Origin of the sequence: Enterobacter sp. 18A13, assembly GCF_007035975.1 — a bacterium.
Taxonomy (GTDB): Bacteria; Pseudomonadota; Gammaproteobacteria; order Enterobacterales; family Enterobacteriaceae; genus Enterobacter; species Enterobacter vonholyi.
This window is the reverse complement of sequence record NZ_AP019634.1, coordinates 1,770,683-1,796,622: the sequence shown is the minus strand read 5'-3', so window position 1 is coordinate 1,796,622 and position 25,940 is coordinate 1,770,683. Positions and strand designations below refer to the sequence as shown.

The window sequence follows — 25,940 nt, the reverse complement described above, 5'->3', positions numbered from 1 at the left end:
GATGTTTAAACCTCATGTTACGGTTGCCTGCGTGGTCCACGCCCGGGGTAAATTCCTGGTTGTCGAAGAGAGCATTAACGGCAAAGCGCTGTGGAACCAGCCTGCCGGACACCTTGAAGCCAATGAAACCCTGCTGGAGGCAGCAAAACGCGAGCTGTGGGAAGAGACAGGCATTCACGCTGAACCCCAGCACTTCATCCGTATGCACCAGTGGATTGCGCCCGACAGCACCCCGTTCCTGCGCTTTTTATTCGCCGTTGAGCTTAGCGAAACGTGCGCCACTGAGCCGCAGGATGACGATATAGACCGCTGTCTGTGGGTCACCGCCGACGAGATCCTGAACGCGCCAAACCTGCGCTCCCCGCTGGTTGCGGAAAGCATTCGCTGCTGGCAGTCAAGCGCACGCCTGCCGCTGGATGTCATCGGCGCATTTAACTGGCCGTTTACAGAGGGTGCCAATGGTGGGGGGGCGTGATAGAATACGCCGCCTTGAAGTTCAATGTCGTGAGTATTCCATGTCAGATAACAGCCAGAAAAAAGTGATCGTCGGCATGTCCGGCGGTGTCGATTCCTCCGTTTCCGCCTACCTGTTACAGCAACAGGGCTATAAGGTGGAGGGCCTGTTCATGAAGAACTGGGAGGAAGATGATGGCGAGGAATACTGCACTGCCGCAGCGGATCTTGCCGACGCGCAGGCCGTATGCGATAAGCTCGGCATTGAACTGCACACCGTTAACTTTGCTGCAGAATATTGGGACAACGTTTTTGAACTGTTCCTGGAAGAGTACAAAGCGGGCCGCACGCCGAACCCGGATATTCTGTGCAACAAAGAGATCAAATTTAAGGCCTTCCTGGAATTCGCCGCGGAAGATTTGGGCGCTGACTACATCGCGACCGGCCACTATGTGCGTCGTGCAGACGTGAATGGTAAAAGCCAGCTGCTGCGCGGTCTGGACGGCAACAAAGATCAAAGCTATTTCCTCTATACGCTGAGCCACGAGCAGATCGCCCAGAGCCTGTTCCCGGTCGGCGAGCTGGAAAAGCCGCAGGTGCGTAAAATCGCCGAAGAGCTGGACCTGATCACCGCGAAGAAAAAAGACTCTACCGGCATCTGCTTCATTGGCGAGCGTAAATTCCGCGATTTCCTGGGGCGCTACCTGCCCGCACAGCCGGGTAAGATCGTCACCGTCGACGGTGAAGAGATTGGCCAGCATCAGGGGCTGATGTACCACACGCTCGGCCAGCGTAAAGGCCTGGGTATCGGCGGAACGAAAGAAGGTAGCGAAGATCCGTGGTACGTAGTCGACAAAGATGTCGAAAACAATATTCTGGTTGTTGCTCAGGGTCACGACCATCCGCGTCTGATGTCCGTTGGCCTGATCGCGCAACAGCTGCACTGGGTCGATCGTGAGCCGCTGAAAGGCACGCTGCGCTGCACGGTGAAAACACGCTACCGTCAGACCGATATTCCTTGCACCGTTACCGCGCTCGATGACGATCGCATTGACGTGCGCTTCGACGAGCCGGTTGCCGCCGTCACCCCAGGTCAGTCTGCTGTCTTCTACAGCGGTGAGATCTGCCTGGGCGGCGGGATCATTGAACAGCGCCTGCCGCTGCCTGCTGTTTAATACGATTTCACACATAAAGGAGACCGTGTGGCGAAGAACTATTATGACATCACCCTGGCGCTGGCGGGAATTTGCCAGTCAGCCCGTCTGGTGCAACAGCTCGCGCATCAGGGTCATTGCGACGCTGATGCCCTGCACGTTTCACTGAACAGCGTTATCGATCTTAACCCCGGCTCGACCCTGGGTGTGTTCGGCGGCAGTGAAACCAATCTTCGTCTCGGTCTTGAAACCCTGCTTGGCGTGCTTAACGCCAGCAGCCGTCAGGGATTAAACGCAGAGCTGACCCGCTACACGTTGAGCCTGATGGTGCTGGAGCGTAAGCTGAGCGCAGCAAAAGGCGCGCTTAATACCCTGGGCGATCGCATTGCCGGGTTACAGCGTCAGCTCGACCATTTTGATCTGCAGTCCGAAACGCTGCTCAGCGCGATGGCCGGCATTTATGTTGACGTCATCAGCCCGCTGGGCCCGCGTATTCAGGTCACCGGGTCTCCTGCCGTGCTGCAAAGCCCGCAGGTACAGGCAAAAGTGCGCGCGTCCCTGCTGGCAGGTATCCGCGCTGCAGTGCTGTGGCACCAGGTCGGTGGTGGCCGCCTGCAGTTAATGTTTTCTCGTAATCGCCTGACCACTCAGGCAAAACAAATTCTTGCTCATTGTTAACCTCCCGGAGTTGCGAATTATGGAATTATCCTCACTGACCGCCGTATCCCCTGTCGATGGACGCTACGGCGATAAAGTCAGCGCGCTGCGCGGGATCTTCAGCGAATATGGTTTGCTGAAGTTCCGTGTTCAGGTTGAAGTACGCTGGCTGCAAAAGCTGGCCGCCCAGGCAGCAATCAAGGAAGTTCCTGCTTTTGACGAAAAGGCAAACGATTACCTTGATAAAATCGTTGCTGAGTTTAGCGAACAAGACGCCGCGCGCATTAAAACCATTGAACGCACTACCAACCACGACGTGAAGGCGGTTGAGTACTTCCTGAAAGAGAAAGTGGAAAGCGTTCCTGCGCTGCACGCCGTGTCTGAGTTCATCCACTTCGCCTGTACCTCTGAAGACATCAACAACCTGTCCCATGCGCTTATGCTCTCCACCGCGCGCAAAGAGGTGGTGCTGCCTTACTGGCGTAAAATCATCGACGCGGTGAAAGCGCTGTCCGTGGAATACCGCGACATTCCGCTGCTCTCCCGTACCCACGGCCAGCCAGCCACCCCGTCCACGATGGGTAAAGAGATGGCCAACGTAGCGTATCGTATGGAACGCCAGTATCGTCAGTTGGAACAGGTTGAAATCCTCGGCAAAATCAACGGCGCGGTCGGTAACTATAACGCCCACATCGCCGCTTATCCGGAAGTGGACTGGCACCAGTTCAGCGAAGAGTTCGTGACCTCTCTGGGCATTCAGTGGAACCCGTACACCACCCAGATTGAGCCGCACGACTATATCGCCGAACTGTTTGACTGCATCGCGCGCTTCAACACCATCCTGATCGACTTCGATCGTGACGTGTGGGGCTACATCGCCCTGAACCACTTCAAGCAGAAAACCATCGCCGGTGAAATCGGCTCTTCCACCATGCCGCACAAAGTAAACCCTATCGACTTCGAAAACTCAGAAGGCAACCTGGGCCTGGCGAACGCCGTGCTGCAGCATATGGCGAGCAAACTGCCGGTATCCCGCTGGCAGCGCGACCTGACCGACTCCACCGTACTGCGTAACCTGGGCGTGGGTATTGGCTATGCGCTGATCGCGTATCAGTCCACCCTGAAAGGCGTGAGCAAGCTGGAAGTGAACCGTGACCGTCTGCTGGACGAGCTGGATCACAACTGGGAAGTTCTGGCGGAGCCAATCCAGACCGTGATGCGCCGTTACGGTATCGAAAAACCGTATGAGAAGCTGAAAGAGCTGACCCGCGGCAAACGCGTTGACGCCGAAGGCATGAAGCAGTTTATCGACGGTCTGGCGCTGCCGGAAGAAGAGAAAACGCGCCTGAAGGCGATGACCCCTGCGAACTACATTGGCCGCGCCATCACCATGGTTGACGAGCTAAAGTAACGCCCCTCTCCCCCTTTTCGCCCGAAAAGGGGGATGCTTTTCCCCGGTTTACTCAATGTTTATCCCCAAAACAACATAATCAGCGTTAAACTATTCATACCAATTATTTAGGGAGAAGAGATGATGCGCGTACTGGTTGTTGAGGATAACGCATTGCTACGTCATCACCTGAAGGTTCAGCTTCAGGAGATGGGACATCAGGTGGACGATGCTGAAGACGCAAAAGAAGCCGATTATTATCTCAATGAACACCTGCCGGATATCGCCATTGTCGATTTAGGGCTGCCTGACGAAGACGGTCTGTCGTTGATTCGCCGCTGGCGCAGCCATGATGTCTCCCTACCGGTTCTGGTTCTGACCGCCCGTGAAGGCTGGCAGGATAAGGTCGAAGTGCTGAGCGCGGGTGCGGATGATTACGTCACCAAGCCGTTTCATATTGAAGAGGTGGCGGCGCGCATGCAGGCGCTGTTACGCCGCAACAGCGGTCTGGCGTCTCAGGTTATCTCCATCCCGCCTTTCCAGGTCGATCTCTCCCGCCGGGAATTATCCATCAATGATGAAGTGATCAAGCTCACCGCCTTCGAATACACCATTATGGAAACGCTGATCCGTAACAACGGCAAAGTGGTAAGCAAAGATTCCTTAATGCTCCAGCTTTACCCTGATGCTGAACTGCGCGAGAGCCATACCATTGACGTGCTGATGGGCCGTTTGCGCAAGAAAATTCAGGCGCAGTATCCGCAGGATGTGATCACCACCGTCCGTGGTCAGGGCTACCTGTTCGAATTACGCTAAATGAGAGTGATTTTGCGCCACATTCTGCCCCTCTCGCTGCGGGTTCGTTTCTTACTGGCAACGGCCGCCGTCGTGCTGGTGCTGTCACTCTCCTACGGCATGGTCGCCCTGGTGGGCTATAGCGTCAGCTTTGATAAAACCACCTTTCGGCTGCTGCGTGGCGAAAGCAATCTTTTTTATACCCTGGCGAAGTGGGAAAACAATCAAATCACCGTCGAAATGCCGGAAAACCTCAACCAGCAGAGTCCAACGCTGGCCCTGATTTATGACGAAAAGGGCAAGCTACTGTGGGCGCAGCGTGACATCCCATGGCTGGTCAAAAGCATTCGTCCGGACTGGCTCAGAACCAACGGGTTTCATGAAATTGAAGCCGATCTCAACACCACCAGCTCGCTGATCCGTGAAGATCGCTCCCTGCAGCAAAAGCTGAACGAGATCCGCGCCGACAATGCCGAAACGGAGATGACGCACTCCGTCGCGATTAACCTCTATCCGGCGACGCTAAACATGCCGCAGCTGACCATTGTGGTGATCGACACCATTCCGGTCGAGCTGAAGCGTTCTTATATGGTCTGGAGCTGGTTCATCTATGTTCTGGCTGCGAATCTCCTGCTGGTGATCCCGCTGCTGTGGGTGGCGGCATGGTGGAGCTTGCGCCCCATTGAATCACTGGCGAAAGAGGTTCGCGAGCTGGAGGAACATCATCGCGAGAAGCTGAACCCGGAAACCACGCGCGAGCTCACCAGCCTAGTGCGAAACCTCAACCGCCTGCTGAAAAGCGAACGCGAACGCTATGATAAATACCGTACGACGCTTACCGACCTGACCCACAGCCTGAAAACCCCGCTCGCGGTCATGCAAAGTACCCTCCGTTCAATGCGCAGTTCGAAGCTGAGCGTCGACGATGCTGAGCCGGTGATGCTGGAACAGATCAGCCGTATTTCACAGCAAATTGGCTATTACCTGCATCGCGCCAGCATGCGTTCCGGCAGCGCGCTGCTGAGCCGCGAGCTGCACCCGGTTGCCCCGCTTCTGGATAACCTCACGTCCGCCCTCAACAAGGTGTATCAGCGTAAAGGGGTGAATATCAGCCTCGATATCTCGCCAGAGATAAGCTTTGTGGGTGAAAAAAATGACTTCATGGAAGTGATGGGTAACCTGCTGGATAACGCCTGCAAATACTGCCTGGAGTTCGTGGAAGTATCTGCGCGCCAGACGGAAACCGAGCTGCATATTATCGTTGAGGATGATGGTCCGGGGATCCCGCGCAATAAGCGTGACGTGGTGTTCGATCGCGGTCAGCGCGCCGATACGCTACGTCCTGGCCAGGGCGTAGGATTAGCCGTCGCGCGCGAGATTGTCGACCAGTACGACGGGAAAATCGAAACCAGCGAGAGCCTGCTGGGCGGCGCCAGAATGGAGGTCATTTTTGGTCGCCAGCAGCCCACATTGAGCGATAGTTAACCCGTTATGTGAAAAATGCGAGGATCTCGCAGCCGGGGGGCTGAGCTTCCGTTATAATCCGAGTCAGTAAGAGCCTGCGGAATAAAAAAATTATGGATTATCACTTAACGCTTAACTGGCCCGAGTTTATTGAACGTTACTGGCAAAAACGCCCGGTGGTTCTGAAACGCGGATTCAGCAATTTTGTCGACCCTATCTCGCCTGACGAGCTGGCAGGTCTGGCCATGGAAAACGAAGTCGACAGCCGTCTGGTCAGCCACCAGGACGGGAAATGGCAGGTTAGCCACGGTCCTTTCGAAAGCTACGATCACCTCGGTGAAAACAACTGGTCGCTGCTGGTGCAGGCGGTCAACCACTGGCACGAGCCGACTGCCGCCTTAATGCGTCCGTTCCGCGCCCTGCCCGACTGGCGCATGGACGATCTGATGATCTCCTTCTCCGTGCCTGGCGGCGGCGTGGGTCCGCATCTGGACCAGTACGACGTATTCATCATTCAGGGTACGGGCCGCCGCCGCTGGCGCGTGGGCGAAAAAGTGCCGATGAAGCAGCACTGCCCGCATCCGGACCTGCTGCAGGTTGATCCGTTTGAAGGGATTATCGACGAAGAGCTGGAGCCGGGCGATATTCTCTACATTCCGCCTGGATTCCCTCACGAGGGTTACTCCCTGGAAAACTCCCTCAACTACTCCGTGGGGTTCCGCGCGCCAAGCGGCCGCGAGATGATCAGCGGATTTGCCGACTACGTTCTGCAACGCGAGCTGGGCAGCTATCGTTACAGCGACCCCGATGTGCCTGCACGCGAGCATCCGGCCGATATCCTGCCCGCAGAGCTGGATAAGCTGCGCGGCATGATGCTGGATTTGATCAACGAACCGGAACATTTCCGTCAGTGGTTTGGCGAGTTTATCAGCCAGTCTCGTCATGAGCTGGACGTTGCGCCACCGGAGCCGCCTTATCAGGCTGACGAGATTTATGATGCGCTCCAGCAGGGCGACAAGCTGGTACGTCTGGGCGGGTTGCGCGTGCTGCGCATTGGCGAGGAGGTATTCGTCAACGGCGAGAAGCTGGACTCTCCGCACCGTCCAGCGCTCGAATCCATTGCCAGCCATCTGGTGCTGACTGCCGATACCTTTGGCGATGCGCTGGAAGACCCGTCTTTCCTCGCGATGCTTGCCGCGCTGGTTAACAGCGGGTACTGGTTCTTTGAGGACTGAGTCGCCTTAATGCCCGGTGGCGCTTCGCCACCGGGCTTTTCTTACCGCTTAGCGGTCAACTCCGCTATCCGCACTATCACCTTCACCGCTTTTTCCATTCCTTCCAGCGTCACAAACTCATGCTTGCCATGGTAGTTGTAGCCACCGGTAAACAGGTTCGGGCACGGTAGCCCCATGAATGACAGCTGAGAGCCGTCGGTGCCGCCACGAATCGGTTTTAATGTCGGTTCAATATCGCAGTCGCGCATCGCCTGCTGGGCGATATCGAGAATATGCGGATGCGCCATCACCTTCTCGCGCATATTGTAATAGCTGTCTTCGATGATGAGCTCAATGTAGCAATCGGGATGCAGGCCCTTACCCACCTTCTTGGCGATCTCCATCATCTTACGCTTGCGTGCCTCAAAGGCTTTACGGTCGAAATCGCGGATGATGTAGTGCATCTGCGCGCTGTCCACGGTGCCTTTGATGCTGGTCAGGTGATAGAAACCTTCATACCCCTCGGTCTGTTCGGGGCTCTCTTCCGCCGGGACTTCCGCATGAATTCGCGACGCCAGCGACAGCGCGTTCACCATGACGCCTTTCGCCGAACCGGGATGAACGTTGTTGCCGACAATTTTGATCGTGACGGACGCGGCATTGAAGTTTTCATATTCCAGCTCACCGACGCCGCCACCGTCGACGGTGTAGGCCCACTGGGCGTTAAAGGCGTCCACGTCGAAGTGCTTCGCGCCCTTGCCGACCTCTTCATCCGGCGTAAAGGCCACGCGGATGTCGCCGTGCGGAATATCTTTGCCCTTCAGCACCGCCAGCGCCGTCATGATTTCCGCGATCCCCGCTTTGTCATCCGCCCCCAGCAGGGTTTTCCCGTCGGTGGTGATCAGCGTCTGGCCCAGCAGCTGATGCAGCACCGGGAACATCACGGGCGAGAGCACTTCGTCGCCAATGCCCAGCGCAATGTCGCCGCCGCGGTAATTTTCCACAATCTGCGGGTTCACATTTTTACCGCTAAAATCAGGAGAGGTGTCGACATGGGAGATAAAGCCAATCGCCGGAATGTCACCCGGGACATTCGCCGGCAGCGTTCCCATCACAGTGCCTTTCTCGCTTAACGTGACGTTGACAAGCCCCATGGCGTCAAGCTGCTCTTTCAGCAGGTTTAATAGCTTCCACTGGCCTTCGGTGCTCGGCACCTGGCGAACACCCGGCTTAGATTGGGTATCCAGCGAAACGTACTGTAAAAAACGCTCAAGTAATTTATCCATGCAGTCACCCTCACTTTTTGTGACAACATTATCAATAAGCATCAAAACGCAAATATTGCGTCAGGTCACTTTTATCCCGCAAACGAGAATATTTTCCGTTTATATCGTTATGCGTTAGTAAATGTAGCTTATGAATCAGTGACAAGGATTGGCGATTACCGGGGATTGCCGTAGAATGTCCGCCCTCATTACGAGTCACCAAGGTGGTTACACACAAACCCCGCTTCAGTCTGCTGCCTGAGGCGTCTATATGGGACAGCGCAAAAATTGAATACACAAACCCGTTCACCGCTGGTGAAACTGGAACGAATTCGTAAAAGTTTTGATGGCAAAGACGTTATTTCCGACCTCACTCTCACCATCAATGACGGTGAGTTTCTGACGCTGCTTGGCCCCTCCGGCTGCGGCAAAACAACCGTACTGCGCCTTATCGCCGGGCTGGAAAGCGTCGATAACGGCCATATCCATCTAGAGAACCAGGACATTACCCGGGTTCCTGCCGAAGATCGCCACGTTAATACCGTCTTTCAGAGCTATGCCCTGTTCCCGCACATGACCGTTTTTGAAAACGTGGCGTTTGGCCTGCGGATGCAAAAAACCCCGGCGCATGAGATCGAACCGCGCGTCACCGACGCCCTGCGCATGGTACAGCTTGAGACGTTTGCCCAGCGTAAACCCCATCAGCTTTCCGGTGGCCAGCAGCAGCGCGTGGCCATCGCCCGCGCCGTGGTTAACAAGCCGCGTCTGCTCCTGCTGGATGAATCCCTCTCCGCGCTGGATTACAAGCTGCGCAAGCAGATGCAGAACGAGCTCAAAGCCCTGCAGCGCAAGCTCGGCATTACCTTTGTCTTCGTCACCCACGATCAGGAAGAAGCCCTGACCATGTCAGACCGCATCGTGGTGATGCGCGACGGCAAAATCGAGCAGGACGGCACGCCGCGCGAAATCTACGAAGAGCCGAAGAACCTGTTTGTCGCCAGCTTCATTGGCGAGATCAATATCTTTGACGCCACGGTGATTGATCGTCTGGACGACCAGCGCGTGCTCGCCAGCGTCGAAGGACGCGAATGCAATATCACGGTGAATTTCCCCGTCGAGAAGGGACAAAAGCTCAACGTTCTGCTGCGCCCGGAAGATCTGCGCGTCGATGAAATCCACGGCAATACCGAGGCCGAAGGGTTAATCGGCTATATCCGCGAGCGCAACTACAAAGGGATGACCCTGGAGTCTGTCGTCGAGCTGGAGAACGGTAAAATGGTGATGGTCAGCGAGTTCTTTAACGAGGACGACCCTGACTTCGACCACTCGCTCGACCAGAAAATGGTTGTCAACTGGGTAGAAAGCTGGGAGGTTGTGCTGGCTGATGAAGAACACAAGTAAGTTCCAGAATGTGGTGATTGCCACGATCGTCGGTTGGCTTGTGTTGTTTGTCTTTTTACCCAACCTGATGATCATCGCCACCAGCTTCCTGACCCGCGACGACGCAAACTTCGTTTCGCTGGTCTTTACGCTGGATAACTACGCGCGCCTGCTCGATCCGCTCTATTTTGACGTGCTGCTGCACTCGCTCAATATGGCGCTAATTGCCACCGTTGCCTGCCTGGTGCTCGGGTATCCCTTCGCATGGTTCCTCGCGGGCCTGCCGCAAAAGGTGCGGCCCCTGCTGCTGTTTTTACTGATTGTTCCATTCTGGACCAACTCGTTAATCCGCATCTACGGGCTGAAAATCTTCCTCAGCACCAAAGGCTACCTCAATGAGTTTCTACTGTGGCTGGGGGTGATTGATACGCCGATCCGCATCATGTTTACCCCGAGCGCGGTCATTATCGGCCTGGTCTATATCCTGCTGCCGTTTATGGTGATGCCGCTCTACTCCAGCATAGAGAAGCTGGATAAACCGCTGCTGGAAGCGGCAAGAGATCTGGGTGCCAACAAGCTCCAGACCTTTACCCGCATTATCATCCCGTTGACCATGCCCGGCATTATCGCGGGCTGTTTGCTGGTAATGCTTCCGGCCATGGGTCTGTTCTACGTTTCTGACCTGATGGGTGGCGCGAAAAACCTGCTGATTGGGAATGTGATCAAGAGTCAGTTCCTGAACATTCGTGACTGGCCGTTCGGGTCCGCCACCAGCATCACGCTGACGGTGGTGATGGGTCTGATGCTGCTGGTCTACTGGCGCGCTTCACGGCTGCTGAACAAGAAGGTGGAACTCGAATGATCGGTCGACTGCTTCGCGGCGGTTTTATGACCGCCATTTACGCTTACCTGTATATCCCGATCGTTATTTTGATCGTGAACTCGTTTAACAGCTCACGCTTCGGGATTAACTGGCAGGGCTTTACCACCAGCTGGTACAGCCTGCTGATGAACAACGACAGCCTGCTGCAGGCCGCTCAGCACTCGCTGACGATGGCGATCTTCTCCGCCACCTTTGCCACGCTAATTGGTTCTCTGACCGCCGTGGCGCTCTACCGCTACCGCTTTCGCGGTAAACCGTTCGTCAGCGGCATGCTGTTTGTGGTGATGATGTCGCCGGATATCGTGATGGCGATTTCGCTGCTGGTGCTGTTTATGCTGCTGGGCGTACAGCTTGGCTTCTGGTCGCTGCTGTTTTCCCATATCACCTTCTGCCTGCCGTTTGTGGTGGTGACCGTCTTTGCGCGCCTGAAAGGGTTCGACGTGCGCATGCTAGAGGCGGCGAAAGATCTGGGCGCCAGCGAGATGACAATCCTGCGCAAAATCATCCTGCCGCTGGCGATGCCCGCCGTGGCGGCCGGATGGCTGCTGAGCTTTACCCTGTCGATGGATGACGTGGTGGTCTCCTCCTTCGTGACCGGGCCGAGCTATGAAATTCTGCCGTTGAAAATCTATTCGATGGTGAAAGTCGGCGTTTCACCCGAGGTGAACGCGCTGGCGACCATTCTGCTGGTATTTTCGCTGGTTCTGGTGATCGCCAGCCAGGTTATTGCTCGTGATAAAACAAAATCTCAGGGGACAATGAAATGAAAAAAATGCTCGCCGCTGCGGCGCTGGTGCTCGGCATGGGTGCCGCGCACGCTGATGACAGCAAAACGCTCTACTTCTACAACTGGACCGAGTACGTGCCGCCGGGCCTGCTGGAACAGTTCACAAAGGAGACGGGCATCAAGGTGATCTACTCGACCTACGAGTCGAATGAAACCATGTACGCCAAGCTGAAAACTTACAAAGATGGCGCGTACGATCTGGTGGTTCCTTCCACCTACTTTGTCGACAAAATGCGCAAAGAGGGCATGATCCAGAAGATCGACAAAACGAAGCTTACCCATTTTTCAAACCTCGATCCTGAGATGCTCAACAAGCCGTTCGACCCGAATAACGACTACTCCATTCCGTATATCTGGGGGGCAACCGCGATTGGCGTTAACAGCGAGGCCGTCGATCCGAAATCGGTGACAAGCTGGGCCGATCTGTGGAAACCGGAATACAAGGGCAGCCTGCTGTTGACCGACGACGCACGCGAAGTGTTCCAGGTGGCACTGCGCAAGCTGGGCTACTCGGGCAATACGACGGATCCTAAAGAGATTGAAGCGGCGTATGCCGAGCTGAAAAAGCTGATGCCTAACGTGGCGGCATTCAACTCTGATAACCCGGCAAACCCGTATATGGAAGGCGAAGTGAATCTGGGGATGGTCTGGAACGGCTCCGCGTATGTTGCCCGTCAGGCCGGTACGCCGCTTGAGGTGGTCTGGCCGAAAGAAGGTGGGATTTTCTGGATGGACAGCCTGTCTATTCCGGCCAATGCGAAAAACGTTGAAGGGGCGCATAAGCTGATTAACTTCCTGCTGCGCCCGGACGTGGCGAAACAGGTTGCCGAGACGATTGGCTACCCGACGCCAAACCTCGCCGCACGCAAGCTGCTGAAGCCTGACGTGGCTAACGATAAATCGCTCTATCCGGATGTCGAAACCATCAGCAAAGGCGAATGGCAGAACGATGTCGGCGACGCCAGCCGCCTCTACGAAGAGTATTACCAGAAGTTAAAAGCGGGCCGGTAACGGTATCGCGTTCTTCCTCACGCCGCCTGTACGGCGTGAGGAAGGATTAACTGACCGCATTCTCTCCTGCCCAGATCGTCGCCTTTCGCATCGCCTCAACCACTTCTTCATCCGACAGCCCCAGCCTCTGACGTACTCTGGTCGCTTCGTCCCACTGCTGCTGTTCATAGTAACGGCAAAGGTTAATCATATCGGCTAACCGTCCTTCCTGATGACAAAGCGCGTTGCTCACGCTCTGCGGGACCGCAATTTGCTTCATCAACTCTGCCATCGGCAGCTCAAGGAGGGTATCCAGAAGAGAAAACAGGCCGCACATGAACGCATTTTCAGCCAGAATCGGTTCGTTCATCGTCTCTGCGATCAGCTCGCAGAACTTGCCGCGCATCATGCTCAGCGGATAAAGCTCGCTGACGGTATCATTGCCCGCACTGGCGAGGACCACGACGGCAACAAACCGTCGGAGCTGATTTTCGCCAAGATACCTGAGCACCTCGCTCAGGGTTAACTTGCTGAAATTACAGGCGCCGACATGCTTAAACGCCGTATGCTTCATATAGCGCATGATTTTATAAGAGAGCGTGAGATCGGTTTTTATCAACGACTCGATAATTCGAAAATCAGGCTTATTGCGTCCGACCTCCATTTGCAGTCGAAAAATCGCCAGCTGATTTTGCGACAGCCGTTTATATTTAATGACCTCCGGGCGGCAGAAAAAATAGCCCTGAAAAAGGGAAAACCCTTCGTCCCTGTATTGGTTGAATTCCTCTTTAGTCTCAATTTTTTCAGCGAGATATTTAATATGACCGGTCAGATGTTTACGCGTTTTCAGATACTGTTTAATTTGCGCTAAGGTGTAATTTCTGACGTCAAATTTCAGTATTGAAATATAGGGTAAAAAAGCATCCCATTCTGGTGCAAGGGTGAAATCATCAAGCGCAAACTGATAACCATGCGCATTCATCTCCCTGACGGCCTGCAGCAGTTCCGCTCCCGGCACAGCATCTTCAAGGATCTCAATGACCACGCTCTCTTTATCCAGCGCTTCTCCACTGCGGTCTATGACCATTCGCGAAGGGAAATTAATAAACGACGTATGAGCCCCGGCGATGCGCTGGGACGGCACGCATAAAAACTGATCGGATATCATTCTGGAGGTGGCATATTCCGCCGACACATCCGGAAAACGGTTTGTCATCCCGTCTCTGAAGAGCAGCTCATAGGCCACCGTCTTCATCTCAGGGTTAAAAATGGGTTGTCGCGCAATAAATCCGTACATATCCCATCCTCCTTTACCACTTAATATTTATTAGCATCCTCTTTCTACACGATGATAACGAGCATTATCGAGCGCTATTTTGATTGAATGCACAAAATAAAAGCATCCACACTAATTAACGGGATTAAATATTCTGGAATTTAAATTAAATATATCCGGCGCTCTACAGAAAGAGGATGAAATATCCGATAAGTACTGTGTGCCTGCCCGACATGCACAACATTACGGGAGATGAGAATGAAAGACGCCATGGTCCGAAAACAAAAAATAAGAGTCAAGACGTTGATGCTATTGTCCATTTTCCTCACCGTGACGGTGGGCTTTACGGCAACGATCGGGTTTATGATGTGGCAGTGGATGGCGCAGCAGGAGGTGCTGGCCAAAAAACATATCCGCCAGATAGCCGAGGTACAGGCTTTACAGGTCAGCAAACAGCTGGATTCCGCCCTGACTGCCGCCCGGGATATGGGCAACAGCGCCCTGGCACTGCGCGAGGCGGGCGTATCCGACCGCCAGAGCCTGAACCAGCTGCTTATCCACTACCTCTCGGCTCACCCACAGTTTCTCTCCATGTCGATGGCCTTTGAGCCCAACGCGTTCGACGATAAAGATGCCGCCTTTGCCGGTCAGAGCGGTGAAGATCCTGCCGGACGCTACGCCCGCTACGTCGACCGCGATGCCACCGGCAAACCGGCATTACACCTGCTGACTGACATCGAAACACCCGGCAGTGGTGATTATTATTTGCTGCCGAAACAGCGGCATAAAGATGTGATCATCGAGCCCTATATTTACCCCTACAACGGCGTGGACGTGATGCTCACCTCGATTGCCGCACCCATCATGCGTGACGGACAGTTTCTGGGTTCGGTCACCTCTGACTTCTCCCTCGCCACGCTGCAGTCCACGATCGGCGCGATTAAACCGTGGAACGGCACAGGCTACGCCCTGCTCCTCTCAGCGGGTAATAACGTGGTGTCCAGCCCGGACAAACAGGCGGCAGGCAAGCCATACGCGGGTCAGATTGCCGGTCATGACGTCACCCGGGTAAACGATCCGCTGCTGATGGAAGAGGTGTTCATCACCTGGCAGGACATCGCCGTCGGTAACAGCCAGACGCCGTGGAAGCTGGCCATTATTACTCCGGTTAGCGAAGTGATGGCCGAAGCGCGGGCATTTTTACTGAAAGCCATCATCATGATGATGTTAAGCATCGTTGCGGTCAGCCTGGTGATGGCCCAGATCTTTACCCGCAAGGTTGACCGTCCGGTTGGAGGGGAACCTTCGGAGGCCGCCGGGATCGCCCTGGCCGTTGCCCGGGGAGAGCTGAACAACACCATCCCGGTTCGTTCCGGGGATACCCACAGCATTTTTTATGCCCTGCACACCATGCAGACGCAGCTCAAGCGCATCGTCGACAACATCAGCGAAGCCAGCCACTCCGTGCACGGCGGCACCAGCGAAATTTCGGCGGGCAACCTTGACCTCGCCTCACGTACCGAAGAACAGGCGGCGGCGATTGTTGAAACAGCAGCCAGCATGGAAGAGATTTCGGTCACGGTTAAAAATAATGCCGACAACGCCCACAAGGCGACCACGCTGACCGATCGCGCCGCGAGCCTCGCCGGGCATGGCGAAACGCTGGTAAACGACGTGGTGATGGTGATCGGAGAGATTGACGAGAGCGCGCGTAAGATCGGTGAGATTAACAGCATCGTCGACGGCATCGCCTTCCAGACCAATATCCTGGCGCTGAATGCGGCCGTTGAAGCGGCGCGCGCGGGCGAACAGGGGCGCGGTTTCGCAGTGGTCGCAGGTGAAGTGCGCAACCTGGCCCAGCGAAGCGCTAACGCGGCTAAAGAAATTTCCCAGCTGATTGCCGAGTCCTCAGGCCGCGTCAGCAAAGGCGTTGAGCTGGTCAATGAAACCGGCGTAATGATGAAACAGGTGATTGAGGCGGTGTCGCACGTACATCTGGTCATCAACGACATTGTCCAGGCGCTGGACGAGCAGAACCGCGGGATAAGCCAGGTCAGTACCGCCGTTAACCAGATGGACAGCACCACCCAGCAGAACGCCTCTCTGGTTCAGCAGATCTCCGCTGCGGCGCTCTCGCTGGACGAGCAGGCTAAATCGCTGGAGAAGACGCTGGCGTTCTTTCATTCTTAAATAAAAAGGCACCCGCTGGGCGGGTGCCTTTTCAGGCGATTGCCGTTACAGCCCTTTCAGCAGCTTATCGACAAACTCCGGGACGACCGTGCTTGCCAGGCCATAGTGTTTCTCTTCAAACTCGCTGCCCACCTGGCTTGGCTCAAGGTTGAGCTCTACCGTATGCGCACCGTGCAGTCGCGCTTCGTGGACAAACCCTGCCGCAGGGTAAACGTGGCCGGATGTTCCTATGGCGATAAACACGTCTGCCATCGCCAGCGCGCTGTAGATCTCATCCATTCCCAGCGGCATTTCGCCAAACCAGACCACGTGAGGACGCAGGCGCGACGGGAACTGACAGCAGTGGCACTTATCCTCTGGCAGCACGTCCTCTTTCCAGTCCAGCACCTGACCGCTCCAGGCGCAGCGAACCTTGAGCAGCTCGCCGTGCATGTGGATGATGTTCTTGTTACCGGCCCGTTCGTGGAGGTTGTCGATATTCTGCGTCACCAGCAGAAAACGATCGCCCAGCGCCTCTTCCAGCTTCGCCAGCGCCAGATGCGCCGCATTCGGCGCGACGTCAGGCTGCTGAAGCTGACGACGGCGTGCGTTGTAAAACGCCTGCACGAGATCCGGGTCGCGGGCAAAGCCTTCCGGCGTGGCGACATCCTCCACGCGGTGCTCTTCCCACAGTCCGTCCGCCGCGCGGAAGGTTCGAATTCCTGACTCGGCCGAGATCCCCGCTCCGGTCAGCACCACCACTCTGGGTTTATCCATCGCTTCTGGCATCATTCTGTCTCTGAAAAAGATCCGCTGGCGCAAGCGCTCACGCAAGCGGCGTTTGTTTTTGCGAAAACGGCTGAGTCGACCCTGGCGACGCGACAGCATAGAAACCTCGTAAACTAATCGGTGAGATGAAGGAATGCGGCTCCGCGCATGCCTCCTGCGTCCCCGTGTCGCGCGCATTCAATACGCGGCACGCGGGCAACCGGCAATAAATGTCGGGGCAAACGCCCGGACAACCGTTCCGTAATCGCGGTAAAGTTTGAAAGCCCTCCCCCGATCACCAGCAGGTCCGGGTCGACGATGGTGAGAATATTTCCCAGACACACCGCCAGCAGATCCAGATAGCGCTCGACGTGCTCACGCGCCTGCGCATCCCCTTGCTCCCACAGGGTAATGATTTGAGGGGCCTCAAGTTTCTGATGATAGAAGTGTTCGTAAAGCCATGCAAACCCGCGGCCTGACAGGTAGTTCTCAATACAGCCGTGCTGCCCACAGCCGCAGCGTGTCAGCGGGAAATCACGCCCCACCACTTCCAGCGCGTCCACCGGCAGGCGGATATGGCCATACTCGCCGGTAATGTAGCTGCGGCCGGTGATGGGCTTACCGTTGATGACGATTCCTCCGCCGACGCCGGTACCGAGGATCAGCCCCATCACCAGAGAATATTGACGGAATTCATCATCCCAGGCTTCAGAGAGCGCGAAGCAGTTGGCATCGTTGTCTAAACGCACGTCGCGTTCAAGGAGCACGGAGAGATCGGCGCGCAGCGGTTTACCGCTAGCGGCAGGCACGTTGGCCGCATACAGCGTGCCGTCGTCGGTTTCGGGCATGCCCGGAATACCAATGCCGACGCTGCCTTTGACCCCAAAGCGTTCATCCGCCTGAGCCACCAGCGCGGCAATGGCGGTTAAAAATTCGTCATAACTTTCGCGCGGCGTGGGAACGCGGGTTTCCCACTGCAGTTTGAGGTTTTTATCAAACACGCCGAGCGCAATCTTGGTGCCGCCAATATCAAATCCGTAATACATAACGCATTCCTCTTTTAACCTGGCGGCCCGAAAGCCGCTAGATCATGACGTAATTACTGGCCACTTAATACCCTCGCCGGATCAATTCGGCTTGCGCGACGCGCCGGATACCAGCTTGCCAGCAGACTCAGTAAAAGTGCTGTAAGCAGCACATAAAAAACATCCAGCCAGTGCAGTTCAGACGGCAGGAAGTCAATAAAATAGATGTCACCCGACAGGAACTGGTGGCCAATAAGCTTTTCAATCCCGTTGATAATCGGCGTCAGCTGCAGGGAAACCACCACGCCAATCACTACGCCGCACAGGCTGCCAAACAGCCCTGCCAGCAAACCGTACCAGACGAAGATGGCGCGAATAAGACCGTCTTTCGCCCCCAGCGTACGCAGCACGGCGATGTCGCCGCTCTTGTCCTTGACCGCCATCACCAGCGTCGAAACGATATTAAAGCACGCCACGCCAATCACCAGCACCATCGCCAGATACATGATGGCGCGGATCATCTGGATATCACGGTACATATACCCGTAAGTACCGATCCAGCTTTTGATGTAGACATAGTTATTGGTCACGCTGCCCGCGTCACGCACCAGTTTGTTGGCGTTAAAGACGTCGTTCACCTTGATGGCAATGCCCGTCACGCTGTCGCCCATGTCGAGATACTGCCGCGCATCCTCCATCGGCACCATCGCAAAGCTGTGGTCAAGCTGACCGCTCAGCTGAAGAATACCGGTAACGTGCAGGCGCACGCGTTTTGGCTGCTGCAGTTTGTGGTCGGTGCTGGCGTTCGGGATCATGATTGACACCCAGTCGCCCTGCTTCACCTTCAGAGCATCGGCAACGCCTTTACCCATGATGATCTGCTGCTCGCCAGCCTTAAAGTTGGCCCACGCGCCGTTCTGCACATAGTTTGGCAGCGCGCTGAGACGCGCTTCCTGCGCCGGGTTCACCCCTTTCACCTGAATGGCGCGCAGGTTTACCCCGCTTTCCACCAGCCCGGTAAAGTTAATGTAGGGCGCGGCCGCGGCGATGCCCGGCACTTTTTCAACTTTGGCGAGCGCATCGCTCCAGTTCGTCCACGGCTGGTTAACCGGCTCGATCTCCCCGTGCGGCACCACCGCCAGAATGCGGTTATTCAGCTCACGCTCGAAGCCGTTCATGGCGCTTAAGCCCACAATCAGCACCGCCACACCCAGCGCAATACCGATGGTCGAGATAACGGAGATCAGCGACACCATGCCGCCGCGACGGCGGCCGCGGCTAAAACGTAAACCGATGAGTAACGATAACGGTGACGCCATTACTCTGCTCCCATCAGGGTCAGTTCCGCGTTCAGATGGCCGTCGCGCATCTCAAGCTGACGTCCCATGCGTTTTGCCAGCTGCAGATCGTGGGTTACGACCAGAAACGCGGTGCCCTGCGAGGCGTTCAGCTCGCCCAGAAGCTGGAAAATACTGTCCGCATTACGGGCGTCCAGGTTCCCGGTGGGCTCATCCGCCAGTACCAGACGCGGGTTGTTGACCAGCGCACGGGCAATCGCCACGCGCTGGCGCTCGCCGCCGGAGAGCTCCGACGGACGGTGGTTACCGCGATGACCCAGCCCTACCGCCTTCAGCATGTCGCTGGCGCGAGCGTTAATCTCTGCCGGTTTCTTTTTGCCAATCAGCAGCGGCATCGCGACGTTTTCCAGCGCCGTGAAGTCCGGCAGCAGATGGTGGAACTGGTAGATAAAGCCCAGCTCGCGGTTGCGCAGCTCGGCCTTCGCCGCCGAGGACATTTTGCTCATCGGCTGGCCGGAGAAAATCACGTCGCCGTTGGTTGGCGTATCCAGCCCGCCCAGCAGATGCAGCAACGTACTTTTGCCCGAGCCGGAGCTGCCGACAATCGCCATCATCTCGCCTTCGCCCACGCTGAAGCTCACATTGTGCAGCACGTCGGTTTGCACAGTGCCTTCCTGATAGCGTTTGGACAGGTTGTCGCATTGCAACAGGATCTTATTCATAACGTAAAGCCTCAGCGGGTTGAGTGGCGGCGGCGCGCCAGGAAGGATAAAGCGTAGAAAGCAGCGCAATGGCCATCGCGGCCAGCGCAATACCGACCACCTGCAGCGGCTCGATAGCCACCGGCAGCGCCGCGCCGTCGAGCAGGGCGCCGATGATCGGCATTAAGTTATTAAGCTGACTGGCAAGCAGCGCACCCAGCACCGCCCCGAGCAGCGCGCCGATGATACCGGCGCTGGCGCCCTGCACCATAAACACCGCCATGATCTGGCGCGGCGTGAGCCCCTGGGTTTGCAGGATAGCAACCTCGCCCTGCTTCTCCATCACCATCAGACCCAGCGAGGTGATGATGTTAAATGCCGCCACGGCGACGATCAGGCTCAGCAGCAGCCCCATCATGTTTTTCTCCATCCGCACAGCCTGGAACAGCTCGCCTTTACGCTCGCGCCAGTCCTGCCATTTGGTGCCGTCCGGCAGTTTTTGCTGGCTGAGAGTATCGACCTTCAGCGGCGCGTCGAGCCACAGGCGCCAGCCGGTGATATTTCCTGCCGGGTAGCGCATCAGGCGTGACGCGTCCTGAATGTTAACCAGCATCTGGTAGCCATCGACTTCGCTGTTGGCGGCAAAGGTACCAATCACGTTGAACAGGCGCTGGCTTGGCAGGCGCCCCATCGGCGTAAACTGGCTGGCAGAAGGGACCATTACGCGCAGCTGATCGCCACGGTTAACGCCAAGCTGTCCGGCAAGCTGCTCGCCCAGAATCACGTTATATTTCCCGGCTTCCAGGTCGGTCTGCTTCACGTTAACGAGATACGGCGTCAGCGGATCGTTTTGCGCCGGGTCGATACCCAGCATCACGCCGACCGCCACGCTGCGGGCGCTTTGCAGCACCACGTCGCCGGTGGTCAACGGCGCTACGCGCGTGACGCCCTGTAACTTCGCCGCGCTTTCCGGCAGCTGCTGCGGGTTAACCGAGCCGTTAGTGGATGAGAGTACGGCCTGCGGCATCAGCCCCAGGATGTTGTTTTGCAGCTCGCGCTCAAAGCCATTCATGACGGAAAGCACCGTCACCAGAGCCATCACGCCAAGCGTAATGCCAATAGTCGATAGCCAGGAGACAAAGCGACCGAAGCGGTCCGCGGCGCGCCCACGCATGTAGCGTAAGCCTATGAAGAGTGCGACAGGTTGATACATGAAGTCCGTCTGTTTGCTGATAGCAGACCCACGAGTATATAAGCGAATCCGTTAAGCGTAAATGACTGAAACCGTAAGCTTTGGTAATCATTTTTCCAAAAAACTCAGATAAATCAGGATACTAATATCTGAAACCGCTCCTCGCAACCTCCACCTTTTCCGAAAAACCTCCTGATACAGACTGTTACCCATTACAGCACGGTTTCGTTTAACAACAATTGCTCGTTCGTCTATGGCAATAAGGTAGTTGCGAACAATGAAGCAAAAAGCATTATGGATTAACCAGATAAAAGGGCTGTGTATCTGCCTGGTGGTTATCTATCATTCGGTTATCACGTTTTATCCGCATCTGATCGGGCTGCAACACCCGCTCTCCGGCCTTCTCGCCAAATGCTGGGTCTATTTTAATCTCTATCTTGCCCCCTTCCGTATGCCGGTCTTTTTCTTTATCTCCGGCTATCTGATCCGTCGTTATATTGACGAAGTGGACTGGCGAACCAGTCTCGACAAGCGAATCTGGAGCATTGTCTGGGTGCTGGCGCTGTGGGGGATTCTGCAATGGCAGGCGCTGACCCACCTGAATGCCTGGCTGGCGCCCGATCGCGAGCTTGGCACCTCGTCGAACGCGGCCTACGCCGACTCGCTCTCGGGATTTGTGCAAGGCATGCTCACTGCCAGTACCAGCCTGTGGTATCTGTATGCCCTGGTCGTGTACTTCACGCTGTGTAAACTGCTGAGCCGCTGGAAGCTGCCGATGCTGGGACTGCTGGCGCTGGCAAGCATCGCGATCAACTTCCTGCCGCTACCGTGGTGGGGAATGAACAGCGTGGTCCGCAACATGATCTACTACAGCCTCGGGGCGTGGTATGGCGCGACGCTGATGGCGTGGATGAAAAGCGTCAGCCTGCGCCGCCTCTGGCTGGCAACCGTCGCTTTCGCCGCCGTCTCCGTGGTGCTGTGGTTTGCTAACGTTCCGCTGCTGCTCTCATTGCTGTCGATTGTGCTGATTATGAAGCTATTCTACAGCTTTGAGCAGCGCTATGCCGTTCACCCTGACAACCTGTTGAACGTGATTGGCTCCAATACCATTGCGATTTATACCACCCACCGCATCTTAATTGAGGCCTTCAGCCTGTTCCTGATTGGCGAGATGAATGCCGCTTACTGGCCGGTCTGGGCTGAACTCACCTTAATTCTGGTCTACCCGTTTGCCAGCCTGCTGATCTGTACCCTGGCCGGGCTCGGGGTGCGTAAAATTTCCACCGCGCTGTTTGGCGACGTTTTCTTCTCTCCTCCGTCTACGCTGACCCTGTCCCCCTCAACGCGTTAATGCCCTCTCCGCCCCCGTTTCGGGGGCGTTTAGCCCTGCCGTGCGGTTGCGATTTGCTTATGCAAAACGATCGAGGATAATAAAGACATTGCGTATCAGTGATATGCCCCAATACTGTTGGTATATCCATAAGAGACTCTGACATAGCCATGCCTGAACACTATCGTTATTCCTTGCCTGTCAAAGCGGGCGACCAGCGCCAGCTGGGTGAACTCACGGGCGCGGCGTGCGCCACGCTGGTGGCGGAAATCGCCGAGCGTCATCAAGGGCCGGTGATCCTGGTTGCCCCGGATATGCAAAACGCCCTGCGCCTGCACGATGAAATTCGCCAGTTCACCGATAATCTGGTGTTCAGCCTGGCCGACTGGGAAACGCTGCCGTACGACAGCTTCTCTCCGCACCAGGAGATCATCTCCTCGCGCCTGTCGACGCTCTACCAGCTTCCGACCATGCAGCGCGGCGTGCTGATTGTACCGGTGAACACCCTGATGCAGCGCGTCTGTCCGCACAGCTACCTGCACGGCCACGCGCTGGTGATGAAAAAAGGCCAGCGCCTGTCCCGTGATGCCCTGCGGGCGCAGCTTGACGGGGCCGGCTATCGCCACGTCGATCAGGTCATGGAACATGGGGAATACGCGACCCGCGGCGCGCTGCTCGACCTTTACCCGATGGGCAGCGACCAGCCGTATCGTCTGGACTTCTTTGATGATGAAATCGACAGCCTGCGCGTCTTTGACGCCGACACGCAGCGCACGCTGGAGGAAGTGGAGTCCATCAATTTACTGCCCGCGCATGAGTTCCCCACGGACAAAACCGCTATCGAACTGTTCCGCAGCCAGTGGCGCGATAGGTTCGAGGTGAAGCGCGACGCGGAACATATTTATCAGCAGGTCAGCAAAGGCACGCTGCCTGCCGGGATCGAATACTGGCAGCCGCTATTCTTTAACGAGCCGCTGCCTGCCCTGTTCAGCTACTTCCCAGCGAATACGCTGATTGTTAACACCGGCGATATCGACGCCAGCGCCAGCCGCTTTGAAAGCGAAACCCGCGCCCGCTTTGAAAACCGGGGCGTTGACCCGATGCGTCCGCTGCTGCCGCCGGAAGCGCTGTGGCTGCGTACCGACGAGCTCAACGCCGAGCTGAAGCGCTGGCCGCGCATGCAGCTGAAAACCGATTCGCTTGCCGACAAGGCCGCCAACACCAACCTCGCCTTCCGGACGCTGCCGGACCTGGCCGTCCAGGCGCAGCAGAAATCCCCGCTGGATAATCTGCGCAAGTTCCTGGAGTCCTTTACCGGCCCGGTGGTGTTCTCCGTTGAGAGTGAAGGCCGCCGCGAAGCTTTGGGTGAGCTGCTGGGACGCATTAAGGTGGCGCCGAAGCGCATCCTGCGCCTGAGCGAAGCGACCGGAAACGGCCGTTACCTGATGATTGGCGCCGCCGAGCACGGTTTTATCGACACGCTCAACAACCTGGCGCTGATTTGCGAAAGCGACCTGCTGGGCGAGCGCGTCGCGCGCCGCCGTCAGGACAGCCGTCGAACCATCAACCCGGACACGCTGATCCGTAACCTGGCCGAGCTGCATCCGGGCCAGCCGATTGTTCACCTGGAGCATGGCGTTGGACGCTATCAGGGGATGACCACGCTGGAAGCGGGCGGTATTAAAGGTGAATACCTGATGCTCACCTACGCGAACGACGCCAAACTGTATGTTCCGGTGTCGTCCCTGCATCTGATCAGCCGCTACGCGGGCGGTGCCGAAGAGAACGCGCCGCTGCATAAGCTGGGCGGCGACGCCTGGGCGCGCGCGCGCCAGAAGGCCGCGGAAAAAGTGCGCGACGTGGCCGCCGAGCTGCTGGATATCTACGCCCAGCGCGCGGCCAAAGAGGGATTCGCCTTTAAGCATGATAAGGAACAGTATCAGCTGTTCTGCGACAGCTTCCCGTTTGAAACCACGCCGGATCAGGCTCAGGCTATTAACGCCGTGCTGAGCGATATGTGCCAGCCGCTGGCAATGGACCGTTTAGTGTGCGGCGACGTCGGCTTCGGTAAAACCGAAGTGGCGATGCGCGCCGCCTTCCTTGCGGTGGAAAACAACAAGCAGGTGGCGGTGCTGGTGCCGACCACCCTGCTCGCTCAGCAGCACTTCGACAACTTCCGCGACCGCTTCGCCAACTGGCCGGTACGCATCGAGATGCTGTCGCGTTTTCGCAGCACCAAAGAACAGACGCAGATCCTCGAACAGGCAAGCGAAGGCAAAATCGATATTCTGATCGGCACCCACAAGCTGCTGCAAAGCGACGTGAAGTGGAAAGATCTGGGGCTGCTGATCGTCGACGAAGAGCACCGCTTCGGGGTGCGCCATAAAGAGCGCATCAAAGCGATGCGCGCCGACGTCGACATCCTGACCCTGACCGCAACGCCGATCCCGAGAACCCTGAACATGGCGATGAGCGGCATGCGCGATCTGTCGATTATTGCCACGCCGCCGGCGCGCCGTCTGGCGGTAAAAACCTTCGTCCGCGAGTACGATAATCTGGTGGTGCGTGAGGCAATACTGCGTGAAGTCCTGCGCGGGGGTCAGGTCTATTACCTGTACAACGACGTGGAAAACATCCAGAAAGCGGCCGACAGGCTGGCGGAGCTGGTGCCGGAAGCGCGCATTGCTATCGGTCACGGGCAGATGCGCGAGCGCGAGCTGGAACGGGTGATGAACGACTTCCACCACCAGCGCTTTAACGTGCTGGTGTGCACCACTATCATCGAAACGGGGATCGACATTCCGACGGCGAACACCATCATTATTGAACGCGCGGATCACTTTGGTCTGGCGCAGCTTCACCAGCTGCGCGGCCGCGTCGGGCGTTCGCACCATCAGGCTTACGCCTGGCTGCTGACGCCGCATCCGAAAGCGATGACCACCGACGCGCAAAAGCGTCTGGAAGCCATCGCCTCGCTGGAAGACCTCGGCGCAGGCTTCGCGCTGGCCACGCACGATCTCGAGATCCGCGGCGCCGGCGAGCTGCTGGGTGAGGACCAGAGCGGCTCCATGGAGACCATCGGCTTCTCGCTCTATATGGAGCTGCTTGAGAACGCGGTTGATGCCCTGAAGGCCGGTCGCGAGCCGTCGCTGGAAGATCTCACCAGCCAGCAGACCGAGGTCGAGTTGCGTATGCCTTCCCTGCTGCCGGACGATTTCATTCCGGACGTGAATACCCGACTGTCGTTCTACAAGCGCATCGCCAGTGCGAAGACGGAAAACGAGCTGGAAGAGATTAAGGTTGAGCTGATCGACCGCTTTGGTCTGCTGCCCGATGCGGCGCGAAATCTGCTGGATATCGCGCGCCTGCGCCAGCAGGCGCAGAAGCTGGGCATTCGTAAGCTCGAAGGCAACGAAAAAGGCGGCGTGATTGAGTTCGCGGAGAAGAACCACGTCAACCCGATGTGGCTGATCGGCCTGCTGCAAAAACAGCCGCAGCATTTCCGTCTGGATGGCCCAACGCGTCTGAAATTTACCCAGGAGCTGACGGAGCGCAAAACCCGCATGGACTGGGTGCGTAACTTTATGCGCCAGCTGGAAGAGAACGCGATCGCCTGACCTCCCTTCCCCCGTTAGCCCAGCGCTAACGGGGGACAATTTACAAACTCTTTGCACTTCACCCGATCTTCCCGACACACCCATTCGCCATAATTATCGTAACGCCTTATAAAACAATAACCTTATCATTTG

At 56.6% G+C, this 25,940-nt stretch carries 21 protein-coding genes; 14 read left to right on the top strand and 7 right to left on the bottom strand.

What is annotated here, in order from left to right; genetic code table 11:
- Position 1 precedes the first annotated feature (1 nt).
- From FOY93_RS08730 to FOY93_RS08700, 7 genes are all read left to right on the top strand, one after another.
- Positions 2-475, top strand: a complete 474-nt coding sequence (locus FOY93_RS08730) for an NUDIX hydrolase (RefSeq protein ID WP_133295416.1) — start codon at positions 2-4, stop codon at positions 473-475.
- Between the two features lie 40 nt (positions 476-515).
- Complete coding sequence (gene mnmA, locus FOY93_RS08725; protein WP_021241033.1) at positions 516-1,628, top strand: tRNA 2-thiouridine(34) synthase MnmA; 1,113 nt, start codon at positions 516-518, stop codon at positions 1,626-1,628.
- 27 nt (positions 1,629-1,655) lie between these two features.
- Positions 1,656-2,285, top strand: a complete 630-nt coding sequence (gene hflD / locus FOY93_RS08720; protein ID WP_013097081.1) for a high frequency lysogenization protein HflD — start codon at positions 1,656-1,658, stop codon at positions 2,283-2,285.
- A gap of 19 nt (positions 2,286-2,304) precedes the next feature.
- On the top strand, positions 2,305-3,675 hold the full coding sequence (gene purB / locus FOY93_RS08715) for an adenylosuccinate lyase (protein WP_008500757.1): 1,371 nt from the start codon (positions 2,305-2,307) through the stop codon (positions 3,673-3,675).
- Positions 3,676-3,798: 123 nt separating this feature from the next.
- Positions 3,799-4,470, top strand: a complete 672-nt coding sequence (phoP, locus tag FOY93_RS08710; protein ID WP_024908594.1) for a two-component system response regulator PhoP — start codon at positions 3,799-3,801, stop codon at positions 4,468-4,470.
- On the top strand, positions 4,471-5,934 hold the full coding sequence (phoQ, locus tag FOY93_RS08705; RefSeq protein WP_133294180.1) for a two-component system sensor histidine kinase PhoQ: 1,464 nt from the start codon (positions 4,471-4,473) through the stop codon (positions 5,932-5,934).
- A 92-nt stretch (positions 5,935-6,026) separates the two neighbouring features.
- The gene (locus tag FOY93_RS08700) at positions 6,027-7,148 is read left to right on the top strand and encodes a ribosomal protein uL16 3-hydroxylase (RefSeq protein ID WP_111965561.1); all 1,122 of its coding nucleotides are present in this window, start codon (positions 6,027-6,029) and stop codon (positions 7,146-7,148) included.
- Between the two features lie 41 nt (positions 7,149-7,189).
- On the opposite strand, the gene pepT is transcribed toward FOY93_RS08700, so the two are convergent.
- A complete protein-coding gene (gene pepT / locus FOY93_RS08695; protein WP_133294179.1) occupies positions 7,190-8,413 on the bottom strand; it encodes a peptidase T in 1,224 nt (407 codons plus the stop codon).
- Between the two features lie 237 nt (positions 8,414-8,650).
- Between pepT and potA the strand changes: the two genes are divergently transcribed.
- Genes potA through potD form a run of 4 tightly spaced genes read left to right on the top strand, consistent with a single transcriptional unit; the run spans position 8,651 to position 12,453 of the window.
- Positions 8,651-9,793 (top strand): spermidine/putrescine ABC transporter ATP-binding protein PotA, encoded by a 1,143-nt coding sequence (gene potA, locus FOY93_RS08690; RefSeq protein ID WP_172621931.1) that lies wholly within the window; start codon positions 8,651-8,653, stop codon positions 9,791-9,793.
- A complete protein-coding gene (potB, locus tag FOY93_RS08685) occupies positions 9,777-10,634 on the top strand; it encodes a spermidine/putrescine ABC transporter permease PotB (protein ID WP_143344941.1) in 858 nt (285 codons plus the stop codon). Before potA ends, potB begins: the two co-directional genes overlap by 17 nt.
- Positions 10,631-11,422, top strand: a complete 792-nt coding sequence (potC, locus tag FOY93_RS08680) for a spermidine/putrescine ABC transporter permease PotC (protein WP_033145228.1) — start codon at positions 10,631-10,633, stop codon at positions 11,420-11,422. Before potB ends, potC begins: the two co-directional genes overlap by 4 nt.
- Entirely contained in the window at positions 11,419-12,453 is a 1,035-nt protein-coding gene (gene potD / locus FOY93_RS08675; RefSeq protein WP_143344940.1) for a spermidine/putrescine ABC transporter substrate-binding protein PotD, read from the top strand. The genes potC and potD overlap by 4 nt, the downstream gene beginning before the upstream one ends.
- 46 nt (positions 12,454-12,499) lie before the next feature.
- On the opposite strand, the gene FOY93_RS08670 is transcribed toward potD, so the two are convergent.
- Positions 12,500-13,729 (bottom strand): EAL and HDOD domain-containing protein, encoded by a 1,230-nt coding sequence (locus FOY93_RS08670; RefSeq protein ID WP_115874747.1) that lies wholly within the window; start codon positions 13,727-13,729, stop codon positions 12,500-12,502.
- A 237-nt stretch (positions 13,730-13,966) separates the two neighbouring features.
- Here FOY93_RS08670 and FOY93_RS08665 point away from each other — a divergent pair, with 237 nt between their 5' ends.
- Positions 13,967-15,898, top strand: a complete 1,932-nt coding sequence (locus FOY93_RS08665) for a methyl-accepting chemotaxis protein (RefSeq protein ID WP_115874746.1) — start codon at positions 13,967-13,969, stop codon at positions 15,896-15,898.
- A 45-nt stretch (positions 15,899-15,943) separates the two neighbouring features.
- On the opposite strand, the gene cobB is transcribed toward FOY93_RS08665, so the two are convergent.
- From cobB to lolC, 5 genes are read right to left on the bottom strand one after another with little or no spacing between them, the layout of a single operon-like run.
- Positions 15,944-16,765: a Sir2 family NAD+-dependent deacetylase gene (cobB, locus tag FOY93_RS08660; protein ID WP_021240739.1), complete on the bottom strand. Its 822-nt coding sequence runs from the start codon at positions 16,763-16,765 to the stop codon at positions 15,944-15,946.
- Between the two features lie 14 nt (positions 16,766-16,779).
- Complete coding sequence (gene nagK, locus FOY93_RS08655; RefSeq protein ID WP_143344939.1) at positions 16,780-17,691, bottom strand: N-acetylglucosamine kinase; 912 nt, start codon at positions 17,689-17,691, stop codon at positions 16,780-16,782.
- Positions 17,692-17,744: 53 nt separating this feature from the next.
- Entirely contained in the window at positions 17,745-18,989 is a 1,245-nt protein-coding gene (gene lolE, locus FOY93_RS08650; RefSeq protein ID WP_111965554.1) for a lipoprotein-releasing ABC transporter permease subunit LolE, read from the bottom strand.
- Complete coding sequence (gene lolD, locus FOY93_RS08645; RefSeq protein WP_008500772.1) at positions 18,989-19,690, bottom strand: lipoprotein-releasing ABC transporter ATP-binding protein LolD; 702 nt, start codon at positions 19,688-19,690, stop codon at positions 18,989-18,991. Before lolD ends, lolE begins: the two co-directional genes overlap by 1 nt.
- The gene (lolC, locus tag FOY93_RS08640) at positions 19,683-20,882 is read right to left on the bottom strand and encodes a lipoprotein-releasing ABC transporter permease subunit LolC (protein WP_024908607.1); all 1,200 of its coding nucleotides are present in this window, start codon (positions 20,880-20,882) and stop codon (positions 19,683-19,685) included. The genes lolD and lolC overlap by 8 nt, the downstream gene beginning before the upstream one ends.
- A 256-nt stretch (positions 20,883-21,138) precedes the next feature.
- Here lolC and FOY93_RS08635 point away from each other — a divergent pair, with 256 nt between their 5' ends.
- Both FOY93_RS08635 and mfd read left to right on the top strand, forming a co-directional pair.
- Positions 21,139-22,212, top strand: a complete 1,074-nt coding sequence (locus FOY93_RS08635; RefSeq protein WP_143344938.1) for an acyltransferase family protein — start codon at positions 21,139-21,141, stop codon at positions 22,210-22,212.
- Positions 22,213-22,361: 149 nt separating this feature from the next.
- Entirely contained in the window at positions 22,362-25,808 is a 3,447-nt protein-coding gene (gene mfd / locus FOY93_RS08630) for a transcription-repair coupling factor (protein ID WP_111965551.1), read from the top strand.
- The last annotated feature ends 132 nt before the right edge of the window (positions 25,809-25,940 follow it).

Bases quoted from the DNA above. Each gene is read 5' to 3' on its own strand.
- FOY93_RS08730 (WP_133295416.1), top strand. From the start codon at position 2: ATGTTTAAACCTCATGTTACGGTTGCCTGCGTGGTCCACGCCCGGGGT.
- mnmA (WP_021241033.1), top strand. From the start codon at position 516: ATGTCAGATAACAGCCAGAAAAAAGTGATCGTCGGCATGTCCGGCGGT.
- purB (WP_008500757.1), top strand. From the start codon at position 2,305: ATGGAATTATCCTCACTGACCGCCGTATCCCCTGTCGATGGACGCTAC.
- phoP (WP_024908594.1), top strand. From the start codon at position 3,799: ATGCGCGTACTGGTTGTTGAGGATAACGCATTGCTACGTCATCACCTG.
- phoQ (WP_133294180.1), top strand. From the start codon at position 4,471: ATGAGAGTGATTTTGCGCCACATTCTGCCCCTCTCGCTGCGGGTTCGT.
- FOY93_RS08700 (WP_111965561.1), top strand. From the start codon at position 6,027: ATGGATTATCACTTAACGCTTAACTGGCCCGAGTTTATTGAACGTTAC.
- pepT (WP_133294179.1), bottom strand. From the start codon at position 8,413: ATGGATAAATTACTTGAGCGTTTTTTACAGTACGTTTCGCTGGATACC.
- potB (WP_143344941.1), top strand. From the start codon at position 9,777: ATGAAGAACACAAGTAAGTTCCAGAATGTGGTGATTGCCACGATCGTC.
- potC (WP_033145228.1), top strand. From the start codon at position 10,631: ATGATCGGTCGACTGCTTCGCGGCGGTTTTATGACCGCCATTTACGCT.
- potD (WP_143344940.1), top strand. From the start codon at position 11,419: ATGAAAAAAATGCTCGCCGCTGCGGCGCTGGTGCTCGGCATGGGTGCC.
- FOY93_RS08670 (WP_115874747.1), bottom strand. From the start codon at position 13,729: ATGTACGGATTTATTGCGCGACAACCCATTTTTAACCCTGAGATGAAG.
- FOY93_RS08665 (WP_115874746.1), top strand. From the start codon at position 13,967: ATGAAAGACGCCATGGTCCGAAAACAAAAAATAAGAGTCAAGACGTTG.
- cobB (WP_021240739.1), bottom strand. From the start codon at position 16,765: ATGCTGTCGCGTCGCCAGGGTCGACTCAGCCGTTTTCGCAAAAACAAA.
- nagK (WP_143344939.1), bottom strand. From the start codon at position 17,691: ATGTATTACGGATTTGATATTGGCGGCACCAAGATTGCGCTCGGCGTG.
- lolE (WP_111965554.1), bottom strand. From the start codon at position 18,989: ATGGCGTCACCGTTATCGTTACTCATCGGTTTACGTTTTAGCCGCGGC.
- lolD (WP_008500772.1), bottom strand. From the start codon at position 19,690: ATGAATAAGATCCTGTTGCAATGCGACAACCTGTCCAAACGCTATCAG.
- lolC (WP_024908607.1), bottom strand. From the start codon at position 20,882: ATGTATCAACCTGTCGCACTCTTCATAGGCTTACGCTACATGCGTGGG.
- FOY93_RS08635 (WP_143344938.1), top strand. From the start codon at position 21,139: ATGAAGCAAAAAGCATTATGGATTAACCAGATAAAAGGGCTGTGTATC.
- mfd (WP_111965551.1), top strand. From the start codon at position 22,362: ATGCCTGAACACTATCGTTATTCCTTGCCTGTCAAAGCGGGCGACCAG.